We start from the raw sequence: 25271 nt of genomic DNA on the forward strand, positions 1-25271 counted from the left end.
GATCTCCGCCGGCGCGGGTTCCACCGATCACCACGATGAACGAGGTACGGACTTCATGAACGACCAGATCCAGCCCGGCAGCTCGGCCGAGCACGAGTACGAGCACGGGGCGCTCGGCGACGCCGAGTACACGGAGTTCATGGAGCTCGCCGCGGAAGAGGGCTTCGACGTCGAGGACGTCGAGGGCGCCATCGAGGAGGCGGGCCACGGTCCGCTGCCCGTGCTCGCCGTCGTCGGCCGTCCCAACGTCGGCAAGTCGACTCTGGTGAACCGGATCATCGGCCGCCGCGAGGCAGTCGTCGAGGACCGGCCCGGCGTCACCCGGGACCGCGTCACCTACGAGGCCGAGTGGGCGGGCCGCCGCTTCAAGGTCGTCGACACCGGCGGCTGGGAGCAGGACGTCCTCGGCATCGACGCCTCCGTCGCCGCGCAGGCCGAGTACGCGATCGAGGCGGCCGACGCGGTCGTCTTCGTCGTCGACGCCAAGGTCGGCGCGACCGACACCGACGAGGCGGTGGTGCGGCTGCTGCGCAAGGCGGGCAAGCCGGTCGTGCTGTGCGCCAACAAGGTCGACGGTCCGAGCGGTGAGGCCGATGCCGCCTACCTGTGGTCGCTCGGCCTCGGCGAGCCGCACCCGGTCTCGGCGCTGCACGGCCGCGGCACCGGCGACATGCTGGACGCCGTCCTCGAAGCGCTGCCGGAGGCGCCGCGCGAGGGCTTCGGCGGCAGCGGCGTCGGGGGCCCGCGCCGGGTCGCCCTGATCGGCCGCCCGAATGTCGGCAAGTCGTCACTGCTGAACCAGGTGGCCGGTGAGGAGCGGGTCGTCGTCGACGAACTCGCGGGCACCACCCGTGACCCGGTCGACGAGCTGATCGAACTCGGCGGCACGACTTGGCGGTTTGTCGACACGGCCGGTATCCGCAAGCGGGTCCACCTCCAGCAGGGCGCCGACTACTACGCCTCGCTGCGCACCGCGGCGGCGGTGGAGAAGGCGGAGGTCGCCATCGTCCTGATCGACGCCGCCGAGAGCATCTCCGTACAGGACCAGCGCATCGTCACCATGGCCGTCGAGGCGGGCCGGGCGATGGTCGTCGCCTACAACAAGTGGGACACCCTCGACGAGGAGCGCCGCTACTACCTGGAACGGGAGATCGAGACCGAGCTGGGCCAGGTCGCCTGGGCGCCCCGGGTGAACGTCTCGGCGCGCACCGGCCGGCACATGGAGAAGCTGGTCCCGGCGATCGAGACGGCCCTGGCGGGCTGGGAGACCCGCGTGCCGACCGGCCGCCTCAACGCTTTCCTCGGCGAACTGGTCGCGGCCCATCCGCATCCGATCCGCGGCGGAAAGCAGCCGCGCATCCTGTTCGGCACCCAGGCCGGTACCAAGCCCCCGCGGTTCGTGCTGTTCGCGTCCGGTTTCATCGAGGCGGGCTACCGGCGCTTCATCGAGCGCAGGCTGCGCGAGGAGTTCGGCTTCGAGGGGACGCCGATCCATATCTCGGTGCGGGTCCGCGAGAAGCGCGGCACGAAGAAGAAGTAGCGCGGAGCCGGCCGGTCCGCGCGGCCACGCGCGGTGGAGCCGACCGGCCGGAAGCGGCGGACGAAACGGCGGAAGGGCGGCTCCCGTGGGGGCCGCCCTTCCGCCGTCCTGCCGTCATGCTCCCCGGCGCGGACCGGGCGGCAGCGCCGCCGGCACATGGTGCATCCCGGTGTCGTGCCGCCCCAGCGACCCGACCCGCTGCCACTGCGTCTGCTGCTGCCCGGTGCCGTGCCGGGCGCTGTGGGCCCCCGCACTGTAGGCGGTGTACGCGTTCGAGCCGTACGACCCAGTGCCGTACGAGCCCGTGCCGTAGGGCCCCGTGCCGTAGGAGCCCGTGCCGTACGACCCCGTGCTGTACGAGCCCGTCTCGTGCGCGCCGGTGCCGTGCGGGGTGAACCCGAAGGCGACGAACTTCATCTCCTCCTCGCCGCTGCGGTCACCCGGCAGCGCCCGGAAGGTCTTGAGCCACTCCGCGATCAGCGAGTCGTAGATGGGGGTGGCCGAGGGGCTGCCGGGGGAGTCCTGGCTCGTCCTGGCGGACGGCACGGGGGTGAAGGACGGGCGGCGGGGATGAACGTCGTATGCGTGCACGTATGTCCAAACGACCCGGAGCCGCTCGGGATGCGGCCCGGTGGTGCGGCATTGGGGGCACGCGGAACCGCGCGACGAGCCGCGCACCACCTGCGGTCGCGAGGGAAACCGGGTACTTCGGGGGGAGTGCGGGGGAGCGTGGGGGGAGTGCGGCGCGGTCAGGTCCCGGCCAGCGGCAGCGTGGCCGCGACCAGCTTGCCGCCCGCGGCGGCCCGGTCCAGCGCGTCGCGCAGCAGGTCCTCGCGGGGCTGCCGGCCGATGGAGCCCACGGGCGCGGCGAACAGCAGCACCTGCTGGTGCTTGTTGGCCGCGGCCCGCCAGCTGTCGGTCACCTGCAGCGGCTGGTGCGCCTGCCACCAGGCGACCGGCTGCCCGCCGTTCGGGCCCGGCTGGAGGACGGCGTGCAACTGGCCGACCGCGAGCAGCACGGACCAGCCGTGCAGCACCGGCGGTACGGCGGCCAGCTCGACCAGCGGCATGAACCCCTGCTCGATGAGGAGCGGCAGGAAGTCGTCCCCCACCCCGGTCGTGCCCGGGCGCACGATCGGCGCGGTCGGCTCCACGACGAGCGCCGGGTGCAGTTCCCCGGTGATCAGCACGAGACCGCTGGTCACTCCGAGCACCGCCTGCTCCGGCACCGTCCTCTGCGGCTCGCCGGCGAAGGCGCCGCCACCGACGGAGTCGCCGCTGATGGAGCGGACCGCGCCGCGCAACTGCTCCTCGGTGACCTGGACGACCTGCGAGGGCAGGCAACTGGCGTGGGCGAAGGCGAGGACGGCGGTCTCGTCGCCGATGAACAGGACGGTGCTGGTGCGCTCCTGCTCGGAGTCGCCCGGCGTGCGGCAGGACGTGCAGTCGTAACTGCCCGGGGCGTTCTCTCCGGCGAGCAGCCGGTCGGCTTCTTCGTCGCCGATCTCGGCGCGGACGGCGTCGCTGACGTCGAGCATGCGCGGCACGGTGGCTCCCTCGGGATGCGGTCGGTGCGACCGGGTGGCGCCCGGCCCGTGAGCCCCGGGGTTGTGGGCTCATGAAGAAGACAACGGGCGACCTGCGGCGGGAGTCACGCTCCGGGGAGAACGGAATCGAACCATCTGCCGCACGTGGTGACGCTCCGTGCGGAATGGCATGCTCCAGGCCAACTCTCTGTGAAGCAGCGGGACTTGGGCCGCTGAACTGAATCACAGGTCTACTGAGCGACTGGTCGACAAATCATGAAATCTGCGAATGAAATGGGTGTCCGAAAATCGCCGATGCCTGGGGTGACGGTCAACTGAACGGGCACCGCCGTACCCGCCCCGCCCGGTCCACCGCCGGGCGGGGCATGCGCGTGCGACGCCGGCGTCGCTCACGGCTCCCCGGGCGCCGGTGCCGGACGGGCGGACTCCAGGGCCGCGTACTCGGGATGGTGCAGATCGAACGCCGGGGACTCGGAGCGGATCCGCGGCAGGGTGATGAAGTTGTGCCGCGGCGGTGGGCACGAGGTCGCCCACTCCAGGGAGCGCCCGTAGCCCCAGGGGTCGTCGACGTGGACCTTCTCGCCGTACCGGGCGGTCAGCCAGACGTTGTAGAGGAACGGCAGCGTCGACATGCCGAGCAGGAAGGCGCCGATCGAGGAGACCGTGTTCAGCGCCGTGAAGCCGTCGGCGGCGAGGTAGTCGGCGTAGCGGCGCGGCATGCCCTCCGCGCCGAGCCAGTGCTGCACCAGGAAGGTGGTGTGGAAACCGATGAACAGCGTCCAGAAATGGATCTTCCCCAGCCGTTCGTCGAGCATCTTCCCGGTGAACTTCGGCCACCAGAAGTAGAAACCCGCGAAGATCGCGAAGACGACGGTGCCGAACACGACGTAGTGGAAGTGCGCGACCACGAAGTACGAGTCCGTGACATGGAAGTCCATCGGCGGGGACGCCAGGATCACCCCGGTCAGCCCGCCGAACAGAAAAGTCGCAAGGAAGCCGCACGACCACAGCATCGGCGTCTCGAAGGACAGCGACCCCTTCAGCATGGTCCCGGTCCAGTTGAAGAACTTCACGCCCGTCGGCACCGCGATCAGGAACGACATGAAGGAGAAGTAGGGCAGCAGCACCGCGCCCGTGGCGAACATGTGGTGCGCCCACACCATGATGGACAGCGCGGTGATCGCCATCGTCGCGCCGACCAGGGTCAGGTACCCGAAGATCGGCTTGCGGCTGAAGACCGGGATGATCTCCGTGATGATCCCGAAGAACGGCAGCGCGATGATGTACACCTCGGGATGGCCGAAGAACCAGAACAGGTGCTGCCACAGCAGCGCCCCGCCGTTCGCCGCCTCGAACACCCGGGAGCCGAACTGCCGGTCCGCCTCCAGGACCAGCAGCGCCGCCGCCAGGATCGGGAACGCCATCAGGATCAGGATCGACGTGAAGAGCGTGTTCCAGGTGAAGATCGGCAACCGGAACATGGTCATCCCCGGGGCGCGCATCCCGACGATCGTGGTGATGAAGTTGACCGCACCGAGGATCGTCCCGAAACCGGCCAGCGCGAGCCCCATGATCCACAGGTCTCCGCCGACACCCGGTGAGTGCGTGGCGCTGTTGAGCGGGGCGTAGGCGAACCAGCCGAAGGAGGCCGGGCCGTCCGGCACGGCCAGCGAACCGAGCACGATGAGGCCGCCGAACAGGAAGAACCAGTACGACAGCATGTTCAGCCGCGGGAAGGCGACGTCCGGGGCGCCGATCTGCAACGGCATCAGCTCATTGGCGAAGCCCGCGAAGCTCGGTGTCGCGAACAGCAGCAGCATGATCGTGCCGTGCAGCGTGAACAACTGGTTGAACTGCTCCTTGGAGACGACCTGCAGCCCGGGGCGGGCGAGTTCGGCCCGCATGATCATGGCCATCAGCCCGCCGGCGAGGAAGAACCCGAACGACGTGATCAGATAGAGGTGGCCGATCTTCTTGTGGTCGGTGGTGGTGAGCCAGTCCACGACCACCCGGCCGGGCCGTGCTTCCGGTCCCGGGCGCACCGGCGCCGTCGCGGTCTCGGTCCCCATGGCAGCTTCGCCCCTTCGCTCGTCGCGCCGGGTCCGCCGCGGCGGTGCCGTCCGCCCCGGCGACGGGCCGGCCGGCGGGCAGACGGAGGTCCTGTGTCGGCGCGGTGAAATTCCTATGCGGTGTCAGTTCTTGTGAAAGCGCTCGGATTCACCTGGGAAAGCGATCCCGTGGCCGACCCGAGCGGCACTCCGGGGAACTTTCCTTGGTGCATTTCGAAGGGGCATCCCAACACGCGGGAATTCCGTTCGAATGTGCCGGTGAGGCGTAAGGAACCGCCCGTACGTGTGACGGAGTTCGACCGGAACGCGTGTCGTGACCCTGTGACAAAAGTGTGACCGGAGAGGGATGCGGAAGTATCCGTCGCCGTTCCGGCTTCCCCGCTCGCCGGGCAGGGCCTAGCGTGGCCGTATGGCACCGATTCCCACTCCGCCGGCCGAGCCCGCGGACAGTCCGGAAGGGTACGTCGGCCTCGACGCGGCCGGCGCGGAGCGGCTGGCGCGGCGGCGCGGCTGGTCGACCGTGCGTTCGCTGCCGCCGGGCGCGATCATCACCATGGAGTACCGCGCGGGACGGCTGAACTTCGAGGTGCGGGACGGCAGGGTCGCGCGCGCCTGGAAGGGCTGAGACGGCGCGGCGGCGGGCGGTTGTGCGTACCGGACCCGCCGCCGCGCCGCGTCAGCCGCCGGTCATGGGGCGGGCCGCCTGGGCGCCGCCGCGCGGGACGCGGTCGGCGTGCGGCGGGCGGCGGCTGCCCACCGGGGTGACCGGGGTGCGTTCGGAGCGCGTGGTGTGCGGGCCCGGTGCCAGGTGGATCGGTGTCCGCGCGGTGCGGACCCCAGGCGCGGGTTCGCGGGCCGCGGGTGTCTCCTCGGCGGGTGTGGCGCGCGGCTTGAGCACGACGGGCACCGGGACGGCCGGCGCGGGCGGCGTGCGGCGGGCGCGCCAGCGGTCGCGCAGGTCGAAGATCGCGACCTCGGCCTTGGCGATCAGCGGCTCGCACCAGGGCAGCGCCAGCAGGATCAGCAGTCCCGCGGCCCAGCCGAGCAGCACGTCGCTCAGCCAGTGCGTACCGAGGTAGACGGTGGTGAGGCCGACGCCGAGCGAGGTCACCGCCGACACGGCGGACAGCCAGCGGCGCGCTCTCGGGGTGGAGGCCAGATATGCCAGGATTCCCCAGGTCACCACCGCGTTGGCGGTGTGGCCGCTGGGGAATATATCGCCGCCGAGGCCCATCTCGTTCGAGCCGATCACGGTGGCGTAGTGCGGTCCGAGCCGGCCCATGCCGAGCTTGGCGGCGCCGACCGTGATGTTCAGCAGCAGCAGCGAGGCGCCGAGGGTCAGCAGCGGGCGGAGCGTGTGCTGCCGCCAGGAGCGCCAGCCCAGCCAGGCCGCGACCATCACGGCGGTGGGGCCGCGCTGGCCGAGCACCACGTAGTAGTCGAGGAAGGCGTGGATCCCCGGCCATTGCTGGTAGGGCCGGAAGAACATGACCTGCCAGTCGAGCCGGACCAGCCACGAGGTGGTCACTACGGCCCATACGATCGCCAGATAGAAAGCCAGGGTCGCGGAGAACAGAACGACCCGGTGCCGGCTCATCTTCGGCACATCGATGTGGGCCGGTCGTTCCGGCTCACGGTCCAGCCTGGCGAACACCCGGTCCAGACGGGTGAGGTTTCGTTCGGTACGCACCCAATCGACGTTACAGCGAGTGAGCTGTGTGCCCGGGCGAAGCAGCGGCTTTGTGATGACGATGTGATGTGGGAAACCTCTCAACTGGCGGCCAATTCCCGAAGTTTCCGCAATCCCCGGCCGTTGGCTCGTGCAATTCCTTTGATCATGCCGGGCGTTCGTTTTATGCCGCTTATGAATTCGTTCACCGGGAGATCGGGTGGAATTTTCCTGCCGCTCATCGGACGGCCGGGAGTGATCACGGAGGTCCCGAGCCGTTCAGCCAGAACGCGCCGTAGACCGCCGATGCCGCCGCAATACCCGCTGTGACCAGCATCGAAGGCGATGTGCGCAGCCGGGCCAGGGCTCGGGCGAGGGGCAGCAGCAGCGGGAAGGCGGGCAGCAGCAGCCGCGGCTTGGAACCGAAGTAACTTGACGCGCACAGGGCGAGCGCGGTGACGACGCCCGTGTACACCAGCAGCGCGAGCGGCTGCCCCTGCCGTACGCCCGCCACGTACAGCCGGACCAGCAGGACCACCCCGATGATCAGCGCGAGACCGGCGAGGGCCGACGGGAACGACGTGAACTTGTCGGCCACGAAGCGGGCGAAGGCGTATCCGCCGTCGAAGCCGTTGCGCCAGCCCGCCTGCACGTCCAGATAGCCGAGCGGGCCCTTGCCGGTGTGCAGGCCGACCCACAGGACATAGCCGGCCGCGCCGAGGGGAGCGATCAGCATGCCGAGGGCGCGTCGGGTCAGGGACGCGCCGTCAGTGACAGATGGGGCGTGAGTTGCGTACCCCGCGCCCTCCTCGGCCGGAACACGCCGGGCGCGGGCGGCGCTTTCGGCCTCAGGGGCGCGTCCGGCCTTCCGCGCGCCGTCCGATGCCCTGTCGCGCCAGTGCCGCACGAACGGCGCAACGCCCGCCGCCCACACCGCCGCGACCACGGCGAGCCCCACCGGCCTGGTCAGCCCGGCCAGTGCGGCGAGCACCCCGGCACTCACCCAGCGTCCGGTCAGCACGGCGTACAACGACCAGGCGGCGAGCGCCGTGAACAGCGACTCGCTGTACGCCATCGACTGCACGATCCCGACGGGCAGCACGGCCCACAGCAGGACGGCGCAGACCCCGGCCCGGACGCCGTACACATGGTCCGCCACCGCGAAGATCCCCCAGGCCGCGGCGAGCGAGGCCACCAGGGAGACGACGAAACCCGCGTCCGCGTACGACACCGGCAGAAGCGCGTGCAGCAGCCGCTCCAGCCAGGGCAGCAGCGGGAAGAAGGCGAGGTTGGAGTGGACGTCGCCGTTCGGCAGCCGCACCTCGTAGCCGTAGCCGAGGTCGGCGACCCGCGTGTACCACAGCGCGTCCCAGCGGGCGGTGAGCAGCGTGTACGCGTTCTTGCCGCGCGCCGCGCTCCACACCGCCAGCACGATCAGACCCAGGGCGCGGACGGCGGCGTACCCGAGGAGGGCGGGGGCCGCCCGGCGCAGCGGCGTGGCGCGAGCAGCTGCCACGCGCGTCTCAAGATCGGTCACGGGCTCGATTATCGACCGGCCGCTGAACCGCATGGACGGTCGGTATGTGGTCAAGCGCATGAGAAGTGGCGTACGTCACGTGAGTGGGTGTGGGCTGTGAGAGTTCCGCCACGTACCGGCGCAACGGACTCGCGTACGCTGACGTGTCACTCGCGTCCGTACCGCCGCGCGCCGCCGGAGACCCCGCTCCTCTCCGGCCGCACGACGGGGCCCGGTCCCCCCACCGCTGTCCGCCGCACGCGAGGGAACTTCTTGGAGGTACGTACATGTCCCAGACGACCCCGGCCGCCGCAGGGCTGTGCCGCCGGGCGCCCGGGACCGGTGCCAACCGCTGGGTCGTCCTCGTCGTCCTCTGCGTCAGCCTGCTGCTCGTCGCCCTCGACGCGACCGTGCTGCACGTGGCGGTGCCAGCCGTCACCGAGGACCTCCGGCCCGGTGCCACGGAACTGCTCTGGATCGTCGACGTCTATCCGCTGGTCTGCGCCTCGCTGCTGATCCTCTTCGGCACGCTGGGCGACCGGGTGGGCCGCCGGCGGGTCCTGCTGCTCGGCTACGCACTCTTCGGCGCCGCCTCCGCGCTGGCCGCCGTCGCACCGAGCGCCGGGCTGCTGATCGTCGCGCGGGCCCTGCTCGGCGTCGGCGGCGCGATGATCATGCCGGCGACCCTGTCGATCCTGCGCCAGGTCTTCCCCGACCGGCGCGAGCGCGCACTGGCCATCGGCGTCTGGAGCGCGGTGGCCGCGGTGGGCGCCGCGGTCGGCCCGCTGCTCGGCGGCTTCCTGCTGGAGCACTTCTGGTGGGGCTCGGTCTTCCTCGTCAACATTCCGCTGATGCTGGTCAGCCTGCCGGTCGGGCGGCTGCTGCTGCCCGAGTCGAAGGGGGAGCGCGACGGACCCTGGGACGTGGCCGGCGCGCTGACGGCCGCGGCCGGCCTGTTCGGGCTGGTCTTCGGCGTGAAGCGGCTCGGCGGCGGGCAGCCGGCGAGCGCGGTCACGCTGGTGCCCCTGGTGGTGGGCGCGCTGCTGGTGGTGTGGTTCGTGCGCCGGCAGCGGCGCCGCCGCTGCCCGCTGGTGGACCTCAGCATGTTCGCGCGGCCGGCCTTCAGTACGGCGGTGGGGTGCATCGTGCTGGCGATGCTCGCGCTGGTCGGTCTCGAACTGATCGCCGCGCAGTACCTGCAACTGGTGCTCGGCCTGTCGCCCCTCCAGACGGGCCTGCGGCTGCTGCCGCTGACCGTCGCGGCGATGGCCGCGGGGCTGGCCGGGGCCAGGATGCTGCGCCGCTTCGGGCCACGGCGCATGGTGTGCTCCGGCTTCTGCCTGACCGCGCTCGCCGTGCTGACGCTGACGGCGATGGGCGGGCGCGACAACCCCGGGCTGCTGCTGTTCGGCTTCGTCCTGCTGGGTTTCGGCCTGGAGACCACCCTCTTCGGCGCGTACGAGTCGATGCTGAGCGAGGCTCCGCTCCGGCAGGCGGGCGGGGCCGCGGCGATCGGGGAGACCTCCTACCAGCTGGGGGCCGGGATGGGCATCGCGCTGCTCGGCAGCGTCATGAACGCGGCGTACGCGCCCGGCCTCGCCTCCGTGCCCGGGGTGCCGGTGCGGGCCACCGCAGCGGCCGGGCATTCGCTGGGGGAGGCGTACGACGTGGCCGGGCGGATCGGCGGCCCGGCCGGAGCCGCGCTGCGCCGCGCGGCCAGGGACTCCTTCGTGCACGGCCTGCACGTGACCTTGCTGGTGAGCGCGTGCCTGCTGCTGCTCGGAGCGGTGATGGCGCTCCGGCTGCCGCGGGTCATGCACTGCGAGCCGGATCCGGTGGAACTCCCCGCGCCCAGAGAGGCCGAGCGGACCCGCGTCTCGGCGTGACAGGGCGACGCCCGGGGACTCGTTCCGGCAGTGGACCGCCGGACCGGCCAGGGGCGGTCCCGCCCCGTGGGGACGGCCCGGCCGGTCGCTGCGCGGTGGGTGAAGGCGCGCGGTGCCGCCTGTCGGCCGGGTGCTCCGCCGGGCCGGTGGGAGAGTGGGCTGGACGCCGCACGCGCCGCGTCGTAGCGTCACGGCGAAGTGCAACCAGCGGTGCTGGTTGCGTCTCCCGGAGGGTGTCCATGTCCGCGTCCGCGAAGTTGCCCCCGTTCGACCCGGCCGACCCGCTCGGCATCGACGACCTGCTGGACCCGGAGGACCTGGCCGTCCGCGACACCGTGCGGACCTGGGCCGCGGACCGCGTCCTGCCGTACGTGGCCGACTGGTACGAGAGCGGCGAACTTCCCGGCATCCGGGAACTCGCCCGCGAACTCGGTTCCCTCGGCGCCCTCGGCATGTCCCTGACCGGGTACGGCTGCGCCGGTGCCTCCGCCGTGCAGTACGGCCTCGCCTGTCTCGAACTGGAAGCCGCCGACTCCGGCATCCGCTCGCTCGTCTCCGTGCAGGGCTCCCTGGCCATGTACGCCGTCCACCGGTTCGGCAGCGAGGAGCAGAAGCGGCACTGGCTGCCCAGGATGGCGGCCGGCGAGGTCATCGGCTGCTTCGGGCTCACCGAACCCGACCACGGCTCCGACCCCGCCTCGATGCGCACGTACGCCAAGCGCGACGGCGGGGACTGGGTGCTCAGCGGCCGCAAGATGTGGATCACCAACGGCTCCGTCGCCGGCGTCGCGGTCGTCTGGGCGCAGACCGACAACGGCATCCGCGGCTTCCTCGTGCCGGCCGGCACCCCCGGCTTCGCCGCCCCGGAGATCAAGCACAAGTGGTCGCTGCGCGCCAGCGTCACCGGCGAACTGGTCCTGGACGACGTACGGCTGCCCGCCGACGCCGTGCTCCCCGAGGTCACCGGACTGCGCGGCCCGCTGAGCTGTCTTACGCATGCGCGCTACGGCATCGTCTGGGGCGCCATGGGTGCGGCCCGCACCTGCTTCGAGACCGCCGTCGACTACGCGAAGTCCCGTGAGCAGTTCGGGCGGCCGATCGGGGGCTTCCAGCTCACCCAGGCCAAACTCGCCGACATGGCGGTGGAACTGCACAAGGGGATCCTGCTCGCCCATCACCTGGGGCGGCGCATGGACGCCGGCCGGCTGCGCCCCGAGCAGATCAGCTTCGGCAAGCTCAACAACGTACGGGAGGCGATCGAGATCTGCCGCACGGCCCGGACGATCCTCGGGGCCAACGGGATCTCGCTGGAATACCCCGTGATGCGGCACGCGACCAACCTCGAATCGGTGCTCACCTACGAGGGCACCGTCGAGATGCACCAGCTCGTGCTGGGCAAGGCGCTCACCGGACTCGACGCCTTCCGCTGATCCGGCCCGGGGGCCGGGGCGGGGCCGGCGAGCGGCCCTGCCTCAGCTCTGGTTGAAGAAGCCGTCCGAACGGCGCGCGGCCGGCTCACCGCTGACGATCTCGGTGTGCGCGGGCGTCAGCAGGAAGACCCGGGTGGCGACCCGCTCGATCGAACCGCGCAGGCCGAAGATCAGACCGGCCGCGAAGTCGACCACGCGCTTGGCGTCGGTGGGTTCCATGGCGGTGAGGTTCACGATGACCGGAACCCCGTCCCGGAACAGCTCGCCGATCGCGCGGGCGTCCCGGAAGCTGTCCGGAGTGACCGTGCCGATGCGGCGGCCCGTCTCCTCGGCGCTGTCCGAGGTCACCTTGACCCGCGGGTCGGTGACCCAGGCTTCCCCGGGCTCGGCCCCTTCGGAGTAGTCGTCGTCGTAGTAGCGCTCGTCATCGTTGTCGTCGACGAGGCCAAGCCAGGCACTCGCCTTGCGTACCGATCCCATGGACGCCTCCTCTCACAGCGGTCCCTCTTGCTTTCCGCACCCCTATGGTCGTCCATGATGCGGATGGCGCGCCAAGTGGACAGACGCCGCGCGGGGGGTTTGTGACGCTACTGGTGCACAGCGCTGACGTCGAGAGCCCGGACGCCCCAAGGGTCCCACCACGTACGGCTGCTGACTGTGAGTGAAATATGATTCTTCGCGGCGTATGGGTGAGAAGCGGTGCGTCCGGGTGAGCACGGAGGCCGGTCCGGGATGACGGTAGGTCGATACGATGCCGCGGCTGAATGTCGTATCGCGGCACGGTCGAATGCCGTAGGACAGCGCGGGGGGAAGTCGTGTTCGGGATCGTACGGCCCTGTCCGCACCGGCTCGGTGCGGGTCTTCGGGCGCAGTGGACGGCGCACTTGTGCGGGCTGTGCCTCGCGCTGCGCGGGGACCACGGGCAGTTCGCGCGGATCGTGACGAACTACGACGGGCTGCTCCTCTCAGTTCTGACGGAGGCTCAGACCGACCGGGCGGGGGACGCGCGGCGCACGGCCGGGCCCTGTCCGCTGCGCGGCATGCGCACCGCGTCCGTCGCGCGGGGCGAGGGCGCGCGGCTCGCGGCGGCCGTCTCGCTGGTGCTCGCCTCGGCCAAGGTGCGCGACCATGTCGCCGACGGGGACGGGCTGCTGGCACGCCGTCCGGTGGCGCTCGCCGCGCGCCGGGTCGCCGCGAACTGGGGACGGGCGGGAGCGCGCAGCGGCTCGCTGGTCGGATTCGACACCGCGCTCCTCGTCGACGCCGTCGACCGGCAGACCGGCGTCGAGGCGCTCGCCGGACCGGGCACACCGGTGCTCACGGTCACCGAGCCGACCGAGACCGCGACGGCCGCCGCCTTCGCACACACGGCCCTGCTGGCCGGTCGGCCGGGCAACGCGGCGCCGCTCGCCGAGGCAGGCCGCCTCTTCGGCCGGCTCGCGCATCTGCTGGACGCCGTGGAGGACCAGGCGGCCGACGCCGCGTCAGATGCCTGGAACCCGCTGACCGTCACCGGCACCCCGCGCACCGAGGCCCGCCGGCTGGCCGACGACGCGCTGCACGGCATCCGGCTCGCGCTGCGCGAGGTGGAGTTCACCGACGGCAGGCTGGCGCACCGGTTGCTCGCGCACGAACTGCGCCGCTCGGTGGACCGGGCGTTCGGGACGACCTCCTGCGGGCATGCGCCCGCAGCCGCCTACGGACCGCCCGGGACCCCGCGCGCTCCTCAGGCGCCGGACGACCCCCGGATACCTGACGGTCCGTACGGTCCGGACGGCGACCCGTCCGCGGACGACCCGTCGGAAGGCGATGCGTCGGGCGGCGACCCGTCCGGTGGCGAGCCGACGCGCCGGGGCCGGCGGGGCATGTGGGCGGGGTGCGCGGCGGCCCTCGGCCTGTTCTGCACCTGCCGTGCCTGCTGCGCCGACGAGTTCGAGGGGCCCTGGTCCCGGCAGCGGCGCGAGGGGTGCTGCGCCAAGTGCGACTGCGGGGACTGTAGCGGCTGCGGTGACTGCTGTGAGTGCTGCGGAAACTGCGACGGGTGCGACGGCTGTGACGGCTGCGACTGCGGTTGCAACTGTTAGGGCCGGTCCGGCGGATCACGTGACTGTTCGGGCGGGGGCGACCTCACCCGCGCGCTCAAGCGCTGAGCCCCTTTCGGGGCCAGGGCCGGTCCGGCGGGATCCGCCGGACCGGCCCCGACCCCGCGGCCGGCTACTCCTTCGATTCCGGCGGTGAGATCTGCGACCTGGTGATCGCCGAGCCCGTCGTGCCCCACTTCTTGAGGATCTTGTCGTACGTGCCGTCCGCGATGAGCCGGTTCACCGCCGCCTGGAACGCCGGAGCGAGCTTCGAGCCCTTCTTGAAGGCGAAGCCGACGTCGAGGCGGTGGTACTCGTTGAGGAACCTCACCCCGCTCTGGTGGGCCACGGCGTACCGCAGACCGTTGATCGTGGACATCACGATGTCGCTGCGGCCCTGCTGGAGGGAGGACCAGATCGCGCCGGGCTCGCTGTAGGTCTGCACGGCGTACGCCTTCTTCCCGGCGTCGGTGCACACGTGCTTGTTCTCCTCCAGCGTGGCCTCGAAGGTGGTGCCCGCGCCGGTGGCGACGTTCAGTCCGCACAACTGGCGCAGATCGGTGACCTTGGACAGCTTGCTGTCGTCGCGGACGGCGAAGCCCTGGCCGTCGTTGATGTAGGTGACGAAGTCGATCGTCCTGCGGCGTTCGTCGGTCACGCCGAAGTTGCTCGCGCCGAAGTCGTACTTGCCGCTGTCGAGGGCGGGCAGGATCGCCTCGAAGGACGCCTGCTCCACCGACAGCTCGATGCCGAGCACCTTCCCGACGGCCTTGGTCAGGTCGACGTCCTGGCCGGTCAGGGTCTTGCCGTCGGCCAGGTAGGTGGTGCTGGGCGGGGTGCCGCCGACGCTGACCGCGACGGTCAGCCGTCCGGTGCCCGCGGGCAGCAGCGCGGCGGCGGCCTCGTCCTTGCGGATGCCGGAGACGACGTCCGTGGTGGGCACCGCGTCGGACCCGGCGGCCACGCCCGCGGCACCGGATCCGGCCGCGCCGTCGGACCCCGAACCGCAGCCGGTGAGCAGCAGAGCGGCCGAGACGACGGTCAGGAACGGTGCAAAAAGGGTATGGCGGGCATTTCTGGATGTGCGCATCGGACAGCGGTCTCCTGTGAGCCGAAGAGTGCGGAGCGCGAGGGGAGGGGGGTGCGCGTGTGAAGACGAGGGCGGAGGTGCGAAGGGCGGAGGCGAACCCGAAGGGAACGGGGAGGTGAACCCGGAAGGGAACCCGGAGGCGAACCCGGAAGGGGACGCGGGAAGCACGCGGAGCAGCGGGAAGTGCGCCGGTCGGCGGGGAGAACGCGCGAGCGCCTGCCGAACGGCGGGCGCGCAGTGGGTCAGCTCAACAGGAAGAGGACCACACGCGACCGAAGTCGATGTGGGAGCGGGTGACCAGCCACTGCTGTGGATGCATGGGCCAAGTGGAACAGGTCCCCGGTTCCGCGTCAACCGACCTGAGACGTACCGCTCACAGTATGGACACCCTTGACAACGGGCGGAAACGCCCACGTACTCTCGACGGGCGGCCCTGCTGAGGGGCTCGGCCGCAGCCGCCGCGAGGCGAAGCGTGTGAAGACGCCCACCGTGTTCCAGCTATGTCACGGAGCCTTCGCATGTCATCCGACACCCTCGCCAAAGTCCCCGCGGCACCGGAGACTCCCGAGCACGCGGACACCCTGCGGATCGTCCCGCAACGCCGGCTCGGGCAGTGGACCGCCGCCGTCGCCCTCCTCGTCCTGCTCGCCCTGGCCCTCACCTCCGTCCTGCGCAACCAGGCGTTCCAGTGGGGCGTCGTCGCCGACTACTTCACCTCGGACTCGGTACTGCGCGGGCTGTGGCTCACGCTCTGGCTGACCGTGGTGGTGATGGCCCTCGGCTTCGCCCTGGGCACCCTGCTCGCCGCGCTCCGGCTCTCCGCCAACCCCGTCCTGCGGGCGGTGAGCTGGGGCTACGTCTGGCTGTTCCGGTCGATCCCGATCCTGGTGCAGTTGCTGCTGTGGTTCAACATCGGCGCCCTGTACCCGCAGATCCTCGGAGTGAAGACGGTCAACCTGCTCACCCCGATCGCCGTCGCGATCATCGGCCTGACCCTGCACGAGGCCGCCTACGCCGCCGAGGTGGTGCGCGGCGGGATCCTCTCCGTCGACCGCGGCCAGATCGAGGCCGCCCAGGCACTCGGCCTGAGCCGGGCACGCCGCTGGCGGCGGATCGTGCTGCCCCAGGCCATGCGCGCCATCGTGCCGCCCGCCGGGAACATGCTGATCGGCACCCTCAAGGGCACCTCCATCGTGAGCGTCATCGCGGTGAGCGACCTGCTGTTCTCGGCGCAACTGATCTACCACCGCACCTACCAGGTCATCCCGCTGCTGATGGTCGCCACCCTCTGGTACACCGTGGTCACCTCGGTCCTCGGCATCGGCCAGCACTACGTGGAGCGGTACTACGCCCGCGGCTCGGAGGCCCGCCGATGAGACCGCAACTGGTGATCGTCGGGGCCGGTCCGCGGGGGACCGGTCTGCTGGAGCGCATCGCCGCCAACGCGCCCGAGCTGTACGCCGGCGGCGGCCTCGACATCCACCTCGTCGACCCCTGCCCGCCGGGCGCCGGACGCATCTGGCGCGCGGCACAGTCCCCGCTGCTGTGGATGAACTCGCACGCCGAGGACGTCACCATGTTCACCGACGAGACGGTGCGGATGGCCGGCCCGGTCCGGGAGGGGCCCACCCTGCACGAGTGGGCGGGCCTCGACGGCCGTACCTTCGCGGACCGGCAGACCCAGGGCGGATACCTGCGCATGGTGTACGACCGGGCCGTCGCCGACCTGCCCGCGGACATCGCCGTCCACCACCACCCCCGGCGCGCCCTGCGGATCGGCGGCCCGCGTGACGGACGCCAGCAGGTGTGGCTGGAGGGCCGCCCGCGTCCGCTGCTCGCCGATGCCGTGGTCCTCGCCCTCGGCCACCTCGACGCCGAACTCGACCACCAGCAGGCCGAGTTGGCGGCGTACGCGCGCACCCACGGACTGCTCCACCGGCCGCCCGACTTCACCGCCGACAGCGACCTGTCCCCGCTCAGGGCCGGTGAACCCGTCCTGGTACGGGGCTTCGGGCTGGCCTTCGTCGACCTGATGGTGCTGCTCACCGAGGGCCGCGGCGGACGGTACGAGGGCGAGGTGTACATACCGTCGGGGCGTGAACCGGTGCTGTACGTGGGCTCCCGCCGCGGAGTGCCGTACCACTCGAAGATCGGCTACGACTGGAGCGGCGAACGCCTCCCGCTGCCCCGTTTCTTCGGGCCCGCCGAGGTCGACGCGCTGCTCGCCCGGCGGCAGGGGTCCCTCCGGCCGGACGGGACCGGGCGCGGGGCGGGCGTGGACTTCCGGCGGGACGTGTGGCCGCTGGTGGCGAAGGAACTGGGCTTCGCCCACTACCACCGGCTGTTCACCGCCCACCCCGAGCGCACGGCCGTCGCCCGCGCCGACTTCGAGGAGAAGTACGCGGCCGCCGAGACCGCCGACGAGATCCAGGCGCTGGTCGCCGCCGCCGTGCCCGACCCCGCCGACCGGCTCGACCTCGACGCCCTCGACCACCCCCTGGACGGGGTGCGCCTCGCCTCGCACGAGGAGTTCCAGGACTGGCTGCGCGACCACGTCGAAGCGGACCTCGGCCGTCGGCACGACCCGCGGCACAGCCCCGACCTCGCGGTGTTCCTCGCCCTGCTGTCGGTCTACGGGCAACTGGTCCGGCTCGGCGACATCGGCCCCTGGTGGCACGGTTTCTTCAGCTACCTCGCCTCCGGACCGCCCGGACCCCGGCTGCGGCAGTTGCTCGCCCTGTCCCGGGCGGGCGTCGTCCGGTTCATGGGCGCCGACATGACCGTGACCGCCGCGGACGGGGTGTTCCGGGCGGCCTCGCCCACCGTGCCCGGCTTCCACGTCGAGGCGCGCGCCCTGGTCGAGGCGCGGCTGCCCGAGCCCACCGTAGGGCGCGCCCGCGACGGACTGCTGCGCGAACTGCACGCCGACGGCGCCGCCGAGAGCCCCGACGGGCTGCTGCGGGTGGACCCCGCCGACGGGCGGATCCTCGACGGGGCCGGCCGGCCGCATCCCCGCCGGTTCGCGCTCGGGCCCTACACCGACAGCCGTACCCCCGGCGCCTTCACCCGGCCGCGCGCCGGTGGCCCGGCGTTCCGGCAGAACGACGCCACCGCCCGCGCGGCCCTGGTCCTGCTGCGCGAGAAGACCTGGCGTGCCGCGGCGTGAACCACCCCGTCCATTGCCCCGTCCACTGCCCCGTCCACCCCCCATCCACCCCCCATCCACCCCCCATCCACCAAGGGATCCACCCGATGAGCGTCATGGTCGACATCAGGTCCGTGCACAAGAGCTTCGGACAGCTCGACGTCCTCAAGGGCATCGACCTCACCGTGCGCACCGGTGAGGTCACCGTCGTCCTCGGCCCGTCCGGCTCCGGCAAGTCGACGCTGCTGCGCACCATCAACCACCTGGAGAAGATCGACCGCGGCACGATCAGCGTGGACGGCTCGCTGATCGGGTACCGGCGCTCGGGCGACACACTGTACGAGCTGTCCGAACGCGAGGTGCTGCGGCAGCGCACCCAGATCGGGTTCGTCTTCCAGAACTTCAACCTCTTCCCGCACCTGACCGTGCTGGAGAACGTCGTCGAGGCACCCGTGGCCGCACTGAAGCGGCCCCGCGCGCGGGCCGAGGCCACCGCCCGCGCCCTGCTGGAGCGAGTGGGACTCGGCGACCGCGCCGACACCTATCCGAAGCGGCTCTCCGGCGGGCAGCAGCAGCGGGTCGCCATCGCGCGCGCCCTCGCCCTGGAACCGAAGCTGCTCCTCTTCGACGAACCCACCTCCGCCCTCGACCCCGAACTGGTCGGCGAGGTCCTCGACGTCATCAAGGACCTGGCCGGTCAGGGCACCACGATGATCGTCGTCACCCATGAGATCGGTTTCGCCCGTGAGGTCGCCGACACGGTGGTGTTCATGGACGACGGGCGGATCGTCGAACAGGGCGGCCCCGCCGAGGTGCTGGACACTCCGCGCCACGAACGGACGCGGGCGTTCCTCTCCAAGGTGCTGTGACCCGGCTCCACGGTGGCGCCGCGCGACCGCTCCGCGGCGCGGTGCGACCGTTCCGAGGGGCGGTGCGACCGTTCCGAGGGGCGGTGCGATCGTTCCGAGGGACGGTGCGACCGTATCGAGGCGCCGCGCGACCGTGCCGAGGCGTGGTGCGACCGTACCGAGGCACGGCGCGGTCTTCGCCGCGTCGCCCAAAGGCCCGCCGCACCCCGGAAAGGTCGTCCCGGACATGACCGCATCGTCCCAACGGGGGCTGCTGCACCTGGCCGCCGCCGTGGACCAGCCGTCGGTGTACGCCGCCGCCGCGTACACCGAGCAGGTGCGGCTCGCCGAGCGCGGCGGCCTGGACTTCGTCACCCTCGGCGACGGCTTCGGGCGCCCCGGACCCGACGCGCTCGCGGTCCTCGCCCGGGTGGCGCCGGAGACCGGGCGCATCGGACTCGTGCCCGTGGTGACCACCACGCACACCGAGCCCTTCCACGTCCAGACGGCCGTCGCCACCCTCGACTGGGTCAGCCGGGGCCGGGCCGGCTGGTGGCTCGACGTCTCGTCCGGCCAGGACGAGGCCCGCCTCTTCGGCCGCCGTCCCGCCGCGGGCGCCGACGCGTTGTGGCGGGAGGCGGGCGAAGTCGCCGACGTGGCCGCGCGGTTGTGGGACAGCTGGGCGGACGGCGCCGGGCCACCGGACGCGGCGCCCGGCCGGCCGGGCGCCCGGGGCGGGCGGCACCGCGTCGACTTCACCGGCGCCACCTTCTCGGTCCGTGGCCCCTCGGTCCTGCCGCGCCCGCCCCAGGGCCACCCGGTGCGCGTGGTCGACGCGACCGAGCGCCCGGCCCGGCAGACGGCGGCCCGGTACGCCGACGTGGCACTGGTGCGCGCGGCCGACGGCGCGCGGGTGGCCGCCGTACGGGCGGAACTCCGTTCGGCCGCGGCCCGGTACGGACGGGACCCGGACACGCTGCGGGTCCTGGCGAGCCTCGTCGTCGACCTCGGCGGCGGCGAGCCCGCGGTGGCGGCCGGCTGGGGGTCCACGCTGCCCGGCCGGGACCGGGAGACCGGGCGCCGGGCCGACGCCGGACCCGGGGCGGACGCGCGGGGTCCGCTGTACCGCGGCGGCCCCGTCGACCTGGCCCGTCTGATCGCCGCCTGGCACGCGGAGTCCACCGTCGACGGCTTCCACCTGGTCCCCGCCGAGCCGCGCCGCGATCTGGAGCGGCTGGTCAACGGCACCGTGGTGCTGCTCCAGCACCACGGCCTGTTCCGCACCTTCTATCCGGGCAGCACCCTGCGGGAACACCTGGGCCTTTCCCGGCCCGCGAACCGGTACCAGGCGGCCGGGGGCGGATCATGACCGTACGCGGGTCCGCCCCACGGCGTATCCATCTCGCCGCGCTGCCGCACTGCGGACCGCGCGCGGACGGCGGCAGGACCCACGCCTCCCGCCCGGCCGGCAGCGGCTCGGGTGGGAGGGCCACGCCCGCGGATGCCGCCGGACCGGCCCGGCGTCCCGTCGCGGGCACCTCGCCGCTGCCCGCGTTCGCCGCGTTCGAACGGAGCGCCCGCACCGCCGAACGCGGGCTGTTCGACTTCCTGTTCCTCACCGGCGGCGGTCCGTTCCCCGGCGGACCCGCGAACCGGCCCACGGGTACGGAGGCGGTGGCTCGGCCCGAGCCGGTCACCGCGCTCAGCGCCCTCGCCGCCGTGACCGAGCGGCTGGGGCTCGCCGCCACGGCCGACGCGACCTCCCACGCGCCCTACGAACTCGCCCGGCGGCTCGCCACGCTCGACCACCTCAGCGGCGGCCGGGCGGCCTGGCACCTGGTGACCTCCGTGGACGCTGTCACCGGCGGGAACTTCCGCCGCGGCGGCCGTCCCGGCCGCGCCGACCGGTACGCACGCGCCGCCGAGTTCGTCGCCGCCGCACGCGCGGCGTGGGACTCCTGGCCGCCGGACGGCGAGCCCCGGCCGTTCGCACACCGGGGGCGGCACTTCGACCTCGCGGGCGAGTTCACCGTGCCCGGCTCCCCGCAGGGGCACCCCGTGGTGATCCAGGCGGCCCACTCGGACGAGGGCCGGGAACTCGCCGCCGCCACGGCCGACGTCGTCTGCTGGGGCCGGGGGTTCGGGGGCCGCAGGTCCGTCGGCCCCGGCACCCGGCCCGGTGCGCTGGAGGCGGGCCGCGCCTACTACGCCGATGTCAAGCGCCGCCTGGCGAAGTACGGCCGGGCACCGGACGACCTGAAGATCATGCCCGGAGTGGGGATCGTCCTCGGTGACAGCGCGGCCGAGGCCCGGGAGAAGGCCGCCGAGACCGCCCCGCGACCGGTGCCGGCCCGGCGCCCCGGCCGCGCGCCGCGTGCCGCCGCGGACCCGGGTCCCGCACCGGGCGGGGCGGGGGCGGGCGAGCCGTCGTGTTTCGTCGGCACCCCGGAGACGGTCGCCGCCGCACTCGACGCCTTCGTCCGCCGGAACGCGGCCGACGGCTTCGTCCTCGTACCGCACCCCGCGTCCGGCGGACTCGACGAGTTCGTGGACCGGGTGGTGCCGCTGCTCCAGGAGCGCGGCGCGTTCCGCACGGAATACCGGGGCAGCACCCTTCGCTCACACCTGGGGCTCGCGACCCCCGCACGGAAGGACCGATGACCACGATGACGACCGACCCGAACGACGACTGGAAGCACTGGCACGAACGGCGCACGGAGACGGTGTCGGCCCCCTACGGGCCGCTCGCGCTGTCCGGTACGCACTGGATCGAGGACCAGCCGCAGGGGCGACTTCGGGACATTCCCGGGACCTGGGCGGCGGCCGGAGACGCGGTCGTCCTCACCGCGACCGAGGCCGACGGACTGGCCCTGGACGGGCGGCCGTTCGCCGGCGAGGTCCGGCTCGGCGCCGACGCCGAACCGGCGGCCCGCGTCACGCTCGGCGCGCGCCGGCTGGTGGTGCTGGTCCGTGAAGGGGTCTGGGGTGTCCGGGACTACGACCCGGACGCCGCGACGCGCCGCGCCTTCCGGGGCATCGACGCCACCCCGTACGACCCGCGCTGGTCGGTGCCCGGCCGCTTCACCCCGTACGACACGGCCCGGACCGTGCGGGTCGACAACGCCGACGGGGTCCGGCGCGGCCTCGGCCTCGCCGGTGAACTCGCCTTCTCGCTGGCCGGTCAGGAGCGGACGCTCCAGGTCGCGCGGCAGGCGGACGGGCGGCTGTGGGCGGTGTTCGCCGACGCCGGCAGCGGGCAGCGCAGCTTCCGGTTCCGGTTCCTGTACCCGGCCGCACCCGACGCGGAGGGCCGTACGACCGTGGACTTCAACCGGGCCCAGCTCCCGCCGTGCGCCTTCGCCGACCACTTCCTGTGCCCCTTCCCACCGCCGGGGAACACCCTGGACATCGCGATCGACGCGGGGGAGCGGAACCTGCTCTGACACGAGGGGAAGCTAGGCGAGGGGAGGCGAGGGGAGGCGAGGGGAGGCGAGGGGAGGGGAGGGACGGGAAGGCGAGCGGAGAGGGAGGAGGAGAGCAGCCGGTTCGGACATGAATGGGCCAATAACTCACAAAGCTCGTTCAAAAACTGACGGCCGAAAGGCACCCTTGCGCCGACCGTCCGTTCGGCCGAATACTCCCCCACAGCGCTTGTCAGGGGCACGACGGACCGGAATCCGGTCGTTCGTGCCCCTGACTGCGCCTCACGGGCCCCGACCCCACGCGGGCCCCCGACTTCCCCTGGGAGGGAACGAAACGTGAGGAACGAGCGCACCATTTCCCGCAGCGTCGCGAGACGGACCCGGCTGATCGCCCTTGCCTCCGGATTCGTGGCCGCGGCGGCGTTCGCAGCCCCCACCGCGAACGCGTCCGACGTCCAGACGTTCAGCGCCACGCAGCTCACCAGCGCGAGCGACGCTGTTCTCAAGGCGGACGTCCCCGGCACGGCCTGGGCGGTCGACAGCAAGAACAACAACGTTGTCGTCACCGTCGACAGCACCGTCTCCCAGGCCGAGATCGCCAAGATCAAGGAGCAGGCCGGAGCCAACGCCGGTGCTCTGACCATCAAGCACACCCCGGGCACGTTCAAGAAGCTGATCTCCGGCGGCGACGCCATCTATGCGAGTAGCTGGCGCTGCTCGCTGGGCTTCAACGTCCAGGACAACAGCGGCAACTACTACTTCCTGACCGCCGGTCACTGCACCAGCGGCGCGGGCACCTGGTGGTCGGACTCCGGGCACAGCACCACGCTCGGCACCACGGCCGGCTCGTCCTTCCCGGGCAACGACTACGGCCTCGTGCGCTACACGAACAGCTCGGTGGCCAAGTCGGGCACCGTCGGCAGCGTGGACATCACCAGCGCGGCCACGCCGTCCGTCAACACCACGGTCTACCGCCGCGGCTCCACCACGGGCATCCACAACGGCCGGGTCACCGCGCTCAACGCGACGGTCAACTACGGCGCCGACGGCATCGTCTCCGGCCTCATCCAGACCACGGTCTGCGCCGAGCCCGGCGACTCCGGCGGCCCGCTGTACTCCAACAGCGGCATCGCCTACGGCCTGACGTCCGGCGGCAGCGGCAACTGCTCCTCCGGCGGTACGACCTTCTTCCAGCCGGTCACCGAGGCCCTGAGCGCCTACGGGGTCCACGTCTTCTGACGTACGCCCGTGTGACGGCCCGCGTACCACCGGCCCCCGCATGCAACCGGCGTGCGGGGGCTCCCTCTTGGCTGCCCGCCGGAGTTACCGTCGAGGGACGGGGGCGCTCTCCCGGACACCCCCACTTCGGACCCCCCCGGGGGGTCGGCATGGTCGAGGAGCTGGTGGCGGCGGGGGCGGCTGTCGCGCGGAGGCCGCCCAGTAGATGGCCGACACGCCCGCCGCGCTCCAACTGCGCCTCTTGCAGACGGTGGTGGCGGTGGCCGCCGAGAAGAACTCCACCCTGGTGCTGCCCTTCCCGGTGGAGCTGCTGCGGTTCCTGGAGAAGGCCCAGCAACTGCCCCCGGCGCCCGGAGGGTCGAATTCCGGACAGTCCTGAAAGTCGCTGTCCGCCTAACGCTCGCTCGCTCGCAGTGTTTGCAGCGCGAATCGCCTGCGGTGACTGTACGCGGTCAACGCGCAGGGGCGTGCGAGAGCGTCGTATGCGCGTCCTGAAGTCGACCTTGTGTGCTCCCCGCCGTCCTCGGAATAGTAGGCGCCCGTCAACCAGCCTTCCGGCCCAAGAGGTCCCCACAACCTTCCGGGCCATCCCCCCACAGGAGGACGTGAGTTGAAGCACCGACGCATACCCGGGCGGCGGATCGCCGTGACGGGCGCGGGAATCGCCGCGTTGGTCACGGCGGGTGTCACCTTCCAGACTGCGAACGCCAGTGAGCCGACGGAGACTTCCACACCCCGGATCCTGTCGGTTCCGGCGGCCGGAAAGCTCGCCTCCACGCTCGTGGCCGACCTCGGCGGCGACGCCGCGGGCTCCTACTACGACGCTCGGGCGAAGCACCTTGTCGTCAACGTGCTCGACGAGAGCGCGGCCCGGACCGTCGAGGCGGCCGGCGCCAAGGCCAGAATCGTCGCCAACTCCCTCGCCGAACTCGACGGCGCCCGCTCGACCCTGCGGCGGGAAGCGGCCGTCCCCGGCACCTCGTGGGCGGTCGACCCGATCGGCGACAAGGTCGTCGTCACCGCCGACCGGACCGTCTCGAAGGCCGCGCTGGCGAAGCTCACCAAGGTGGTCGAAGGGCTCGGCGCGACCACCGAACTCCAGCGCTCGAAGGGGGAGTTCAAGCCCTTCGTCGCGGGCGGGGACGCCATCACCGGCTCGGGCGGGCGCTGCTCGCTCGGCTTCAACGTGGTCAAGGGCGGCCAGCCGTACTTCCTGACCGCCGGGCACTGCACCGAGGCCATCTCCACGTGGTCGGACTCCTCCGGCACCGTGATCGGCGAGAACGAACAGTCCAGCTTCCCGGGCAATGACTACGGCCTGGTGAAGTACACCGCGGACGTCGGCCACCCGAGCGAGGTCGACCTCTACGACGGGTCCGCCCAGGAGATCACCGGCGCGGCCGAGGCCACCGTGGGGATGAACGTGTCCCGCAGCGGTTCGACCACGCAGGTGCACGACGGCACGGTGACCGGTCTGAACGCCACCGTGAACTACCAGGAGGGCACGGTCACCGGTCTGATCCAGACCGACGTGTGCGCGGAACCCGGTGACAGCGGAGGCTCGCTGTTCTCCGGGAGCAGCGCGATCGGTCTGACCTCCGGCGGCAGCGGCAACTGCACCTCCGGCGGTACGACCTTCTTCCAGCCGGTCACCGAGGCACTCTCGGCGACCGGTACCCAAATCGGCTGATCGGTCGACCGGCTCAGTGGCGGCACGCTCCGTGTGAGCCACGTGTGAAGTCCCGTCCCGCGCGCGAGGGGCGGGACTTTCGCATGTGCCGCCCCCGGG

Annotated in this window: 20 protein-coding genes and 1 pseudogene; 14 read left to right on the forward strand and 7 right to left on the reverse strand. The window is 72.1% G+C overall.

Annotated elements, in window-relative coordinates; all coding sequences use genetic code 11:
* Positions 1-55 precede the first annotated feature (55 nt).
* Complete coding sequence (gene der, locus ACFC09_RS35510) at positions 56-1540, forward strand: ribosome biogenesis GTPase Der (RefSeq protein ID WP_376535274.1); 1485 nt, start codon at positions 56-58, stop codon at positions 1538-1540.
* 114 nt (positions 1541-1654) lie between these two features.
* On the opposite strand, the gene ACFC09_RS35515 is transcribed toward der, so the two are convergent.
* The 3 genes from ACFC09_RS35515 to ctaD form a co-directional block, all read right to left on the reverse strand.
* Complete coding sequence (locus tag ACFC09_RS35515; protein ID WP_376535276.1) at positions 1655-2131, reverse strand: hypothetical protein; 477 nt, start codon at positions 2129-2131, stop codon at positions 1655-1657.
* Between the two features lie 158 nt (positions 2132-2289).
* Positions 2290-3087: a hypothetical protein gene (locus ACFC09_RS35520; RefSeq protein WP_376535278.1), complete on the reverse strand. Its 798-nt coding sequence runs from the start codon at positions 3085-3087 to the stop codon at positions 2290-2292.
* 389 nt (positions 3088-3476) lie between these two features.
* The gene (gene ctaD / locus ACFC09_RS35525; RefSeq protein WP_376535280.1) at positions 3477-5156 is read right to left on the reverse strand and encodes a cytochrome c oxidase subunit I; all 1680 of its coding nucleotides are present in this window, start codon (positions 5154-5156) and stop codon (positions 3477-3479) included.
* A 409-nt stretch (positions 5157-5565) separates the two neighbouring features.
* Between ctaD and ACFC09_RS35530 the strand changes: the two genes are divergently transcribed.
* A complete protein-coding gene (locus tag ACFC09_RS35530) occupies positions 5566-5781 on the forward strand; it encodes an I78 family peptidase inhibitor (RefSeq protein WP_376535282.1) in 216 nt (71 codons plus the stop codon).
* A 51-nt stretch (positions 5782-5832) separates the two neighbouring features.
* On the opposite strand, the gene ACFC09_RS35535 is transcribed toward ACFC09_RS35530, so the two are convergent.
* Together ACFC09_RS35535 and ACFC09_RS35540 are read right to left on the reverse strand one after the other, a co-directional pair.
* A complete protein-coding gene (locus tag ACFC09_RS35535) occupies positions 5833-6846 on the reverse strand; it encodes a phosphatase PAP2 family protein (RefSeq protein WP_376535284.1) in 1014 nt (337 codons plus the stop codon).
* Between the two features lie 238 nt (positions 6847-7084).
* Positions 7085-8362 carry a mannosyltransferase family protein gene (locus ACFC09_RS35540; protein ID WP_376535286.1) on the reverse strand — a complete coding sequence of 426 codons (1278 nt, stop codon included), beginning with the start codon at positions 8360-8362 and terminating at the stop codon, positions 7085-7087.
* 266 nt (positions 8363-8628) lie between these two features.
* Between ACFC09_RS35540 and ACFC09_RS35545 the strand changes: the two genes are divergently transcribed.
* Positions 8629-10227 carry an MFS transporter gene (locus ACFC09_RS35545; RefSeq protein WP_376535288.1) on the forward strand — a complete coding sequence of 533 codons (1599 nt, stop codon included), beginning with the start codon at positions 8629-8631 and terminating at the stop codon, positions 10225-10227.
* A 239-nt stretch (positions 10228-10466) separates the two neighbouring features.
* Complete coding sequence (locus tag ACFC09_RS35550) at positions 10467-11657, forward strand: acyl-CoA dehydrogenase family protein (protein ID WP_376535290.1); 1191 nt, start codon at positions 10467-10469, stop codon at positions 11655-11657.
* A gap of 42 nt (positions 11658-11699) precedes the next feature.
* On the opposite strand, the gene ACFC09_RS35555 is transcribed toward ACFC09_RS35550, so the two are convergent.
* Positions 11700-12137 carry a cell division protein SepF gene (locus ACFC09_RS35555; protein WP_376535292.1) on the reverse strand — a complete coding sequence of 146 codons (438 nt, stop codon included), beginning with the start codon at positions 12135-12137 and terminating at the stop codon, positions 11700-11702.
* A 335-nt stretch (positions 12138-12472) separates the two neighbouring features.
* Here ACFC09_RS35555 and ACFC09_RS35560 point away from each other — a divergent pair, with 335 nt between their 5' ends.
* A complete protein-coding gene (locus tag ACFC09_RS35560; protein WP_376535294.1) occupies positions 12473-13741 on the forward strand; it encodes a DUF5685 family protein in 1269 nt (422 codons plus the stop codon).
* A 130-nt stretch (positions 13742-13871) separates the two neighbouring features.
* Here ACFC09_RS35560 and ACFC09_RS35565 read toward each other — a convergent pair whose 3' ends face one another.
* A complete protein-coding gene (locus ACFC09_RS35565) occupies positions 13872-14828 on the reverse strand; it encodes an ABC transporter substrate-binding protein (protein ID WP_376535296.1) in 957 nt (318 codons plus the stop codon).
* Between the two features lie 518 nt (positions 14829-15346).
* Between ACFC09_RS35565 and ACFC09_RS35570 the strand changes: the two genes are divergently transcribed.
* The 9 genes and pseudogenes from ACFC09_RS35570 (at position 15347) to ACFC09_RS35610 (ending at position 25172) form a co-directional block, all read left to right on the forward strand.
* Positions 15347-16204: an amino acid ABC transporter permease gene (locus ACFC09_RS35570; protein WP_376535298.1), complete on the forward strand. Its 858-nt coding sequence runs from the start codon at positions 15347-15349 to the stop codon at positions 16202-16204.
* Entirely contained in the window at positions 16201-17994 is a 1794-nt protein-coding gene (locus ACFC09_RS35575) for an FAD/NAD(P)-binding protein (RefSeq protein WP_376535300.1), read from the forward strand. Before ACFC09_RS35570 ends, ACFC09_RS35575 begins: the two co-directional genes overlap by 4 nt.
* A gap of 86 nt (positions 17995-18080) precedes the next feature.
* On the forward strand, positions 18081-18842 hold the full coding sequence (locus ACFC09_RS35580) for an amino acid ABC transporter ATP-binding protein (RefSeq protein WP_376535302.1): 762 nt from the start codon (positions 18081-18083) through the stop codon (positions 18840-18842).
* 226 nt (positions 18843-19068) lie between these two features.
* Positions 19069-20190 (forward strand): LLM class flavin-dependent oxidoreductase, encoded by a 1122-nt coding sequence (locus ACFC09_RS35585; protein WP_376535304.1) that lies wholly within the window; start codon positions 19069-19071, stop codon positions 20188-20190.
* On the forward strand, positions 20187-21482 hold the full coding sequence (locus tag ACFC09_RS35590) for an LLM class flavin-dependent oxidoreductase (RefSeq protein ID WP_376535306.1): 1296 nt from the start codon (positions 20187-20189) through the stop codon (positions 21480-21482). The genes ACFC09_RS35585 and ACFC09_RS35590 overlap by 4 nt, the downstream gene beginning before the upstream one ends.
* 5 nt (positions 21483-21487) lie before the next feature.
* Complete coding sequence (locus ACFC09_RS35595) at positions 21488-22264, forward strand: DUF1684 domain-containing protein (RefSeq protein WP_376535321.1); 777 nt, start codon at positions 21488-21490, stop codon at positions 22262-22264.
* A 315-nt stretch (positions 22265-22579) separates the two neighbouring features.
* A complete protein-coding gene (locus ACFC09_RS35600) occupies positions 22580-23482 on the forward strand; it encodes a S1 family peptidase (RefSeq protein ID WP_376535308.1) in 903 nt (300 codons plus the stop codon).
* A 187-nt stretch (positions 23483-23669) separates the two neighbouring features.
* Positions 23670-23861: pseudogene (locus ACFC09_RS35605) on the forward strand (slipin family protein); the annotation flags it as partial.
* Between the two features lie 231 nt (positions 23862-24092).
* Entirely contained in the window at positions 24093-25172 is a 1080-nt protein-coding gene (locus ACFC09_RS35610; protein WP_376535310.1) for a S1 family peptidase, read from the forward strand.
* Positions 25173-25271 lie beyond the last annotated feature (99 nt).

Origin of the sequence: Streptomyces sp. NPDC056161, assembly GCF_042268025.1 — a bacterium.
Taxonomy (GTDB): Bacteria; Actinomycetota; Actinomycetes; order Streptomycetales; family Streptomycetaceae; genus Streptomyces.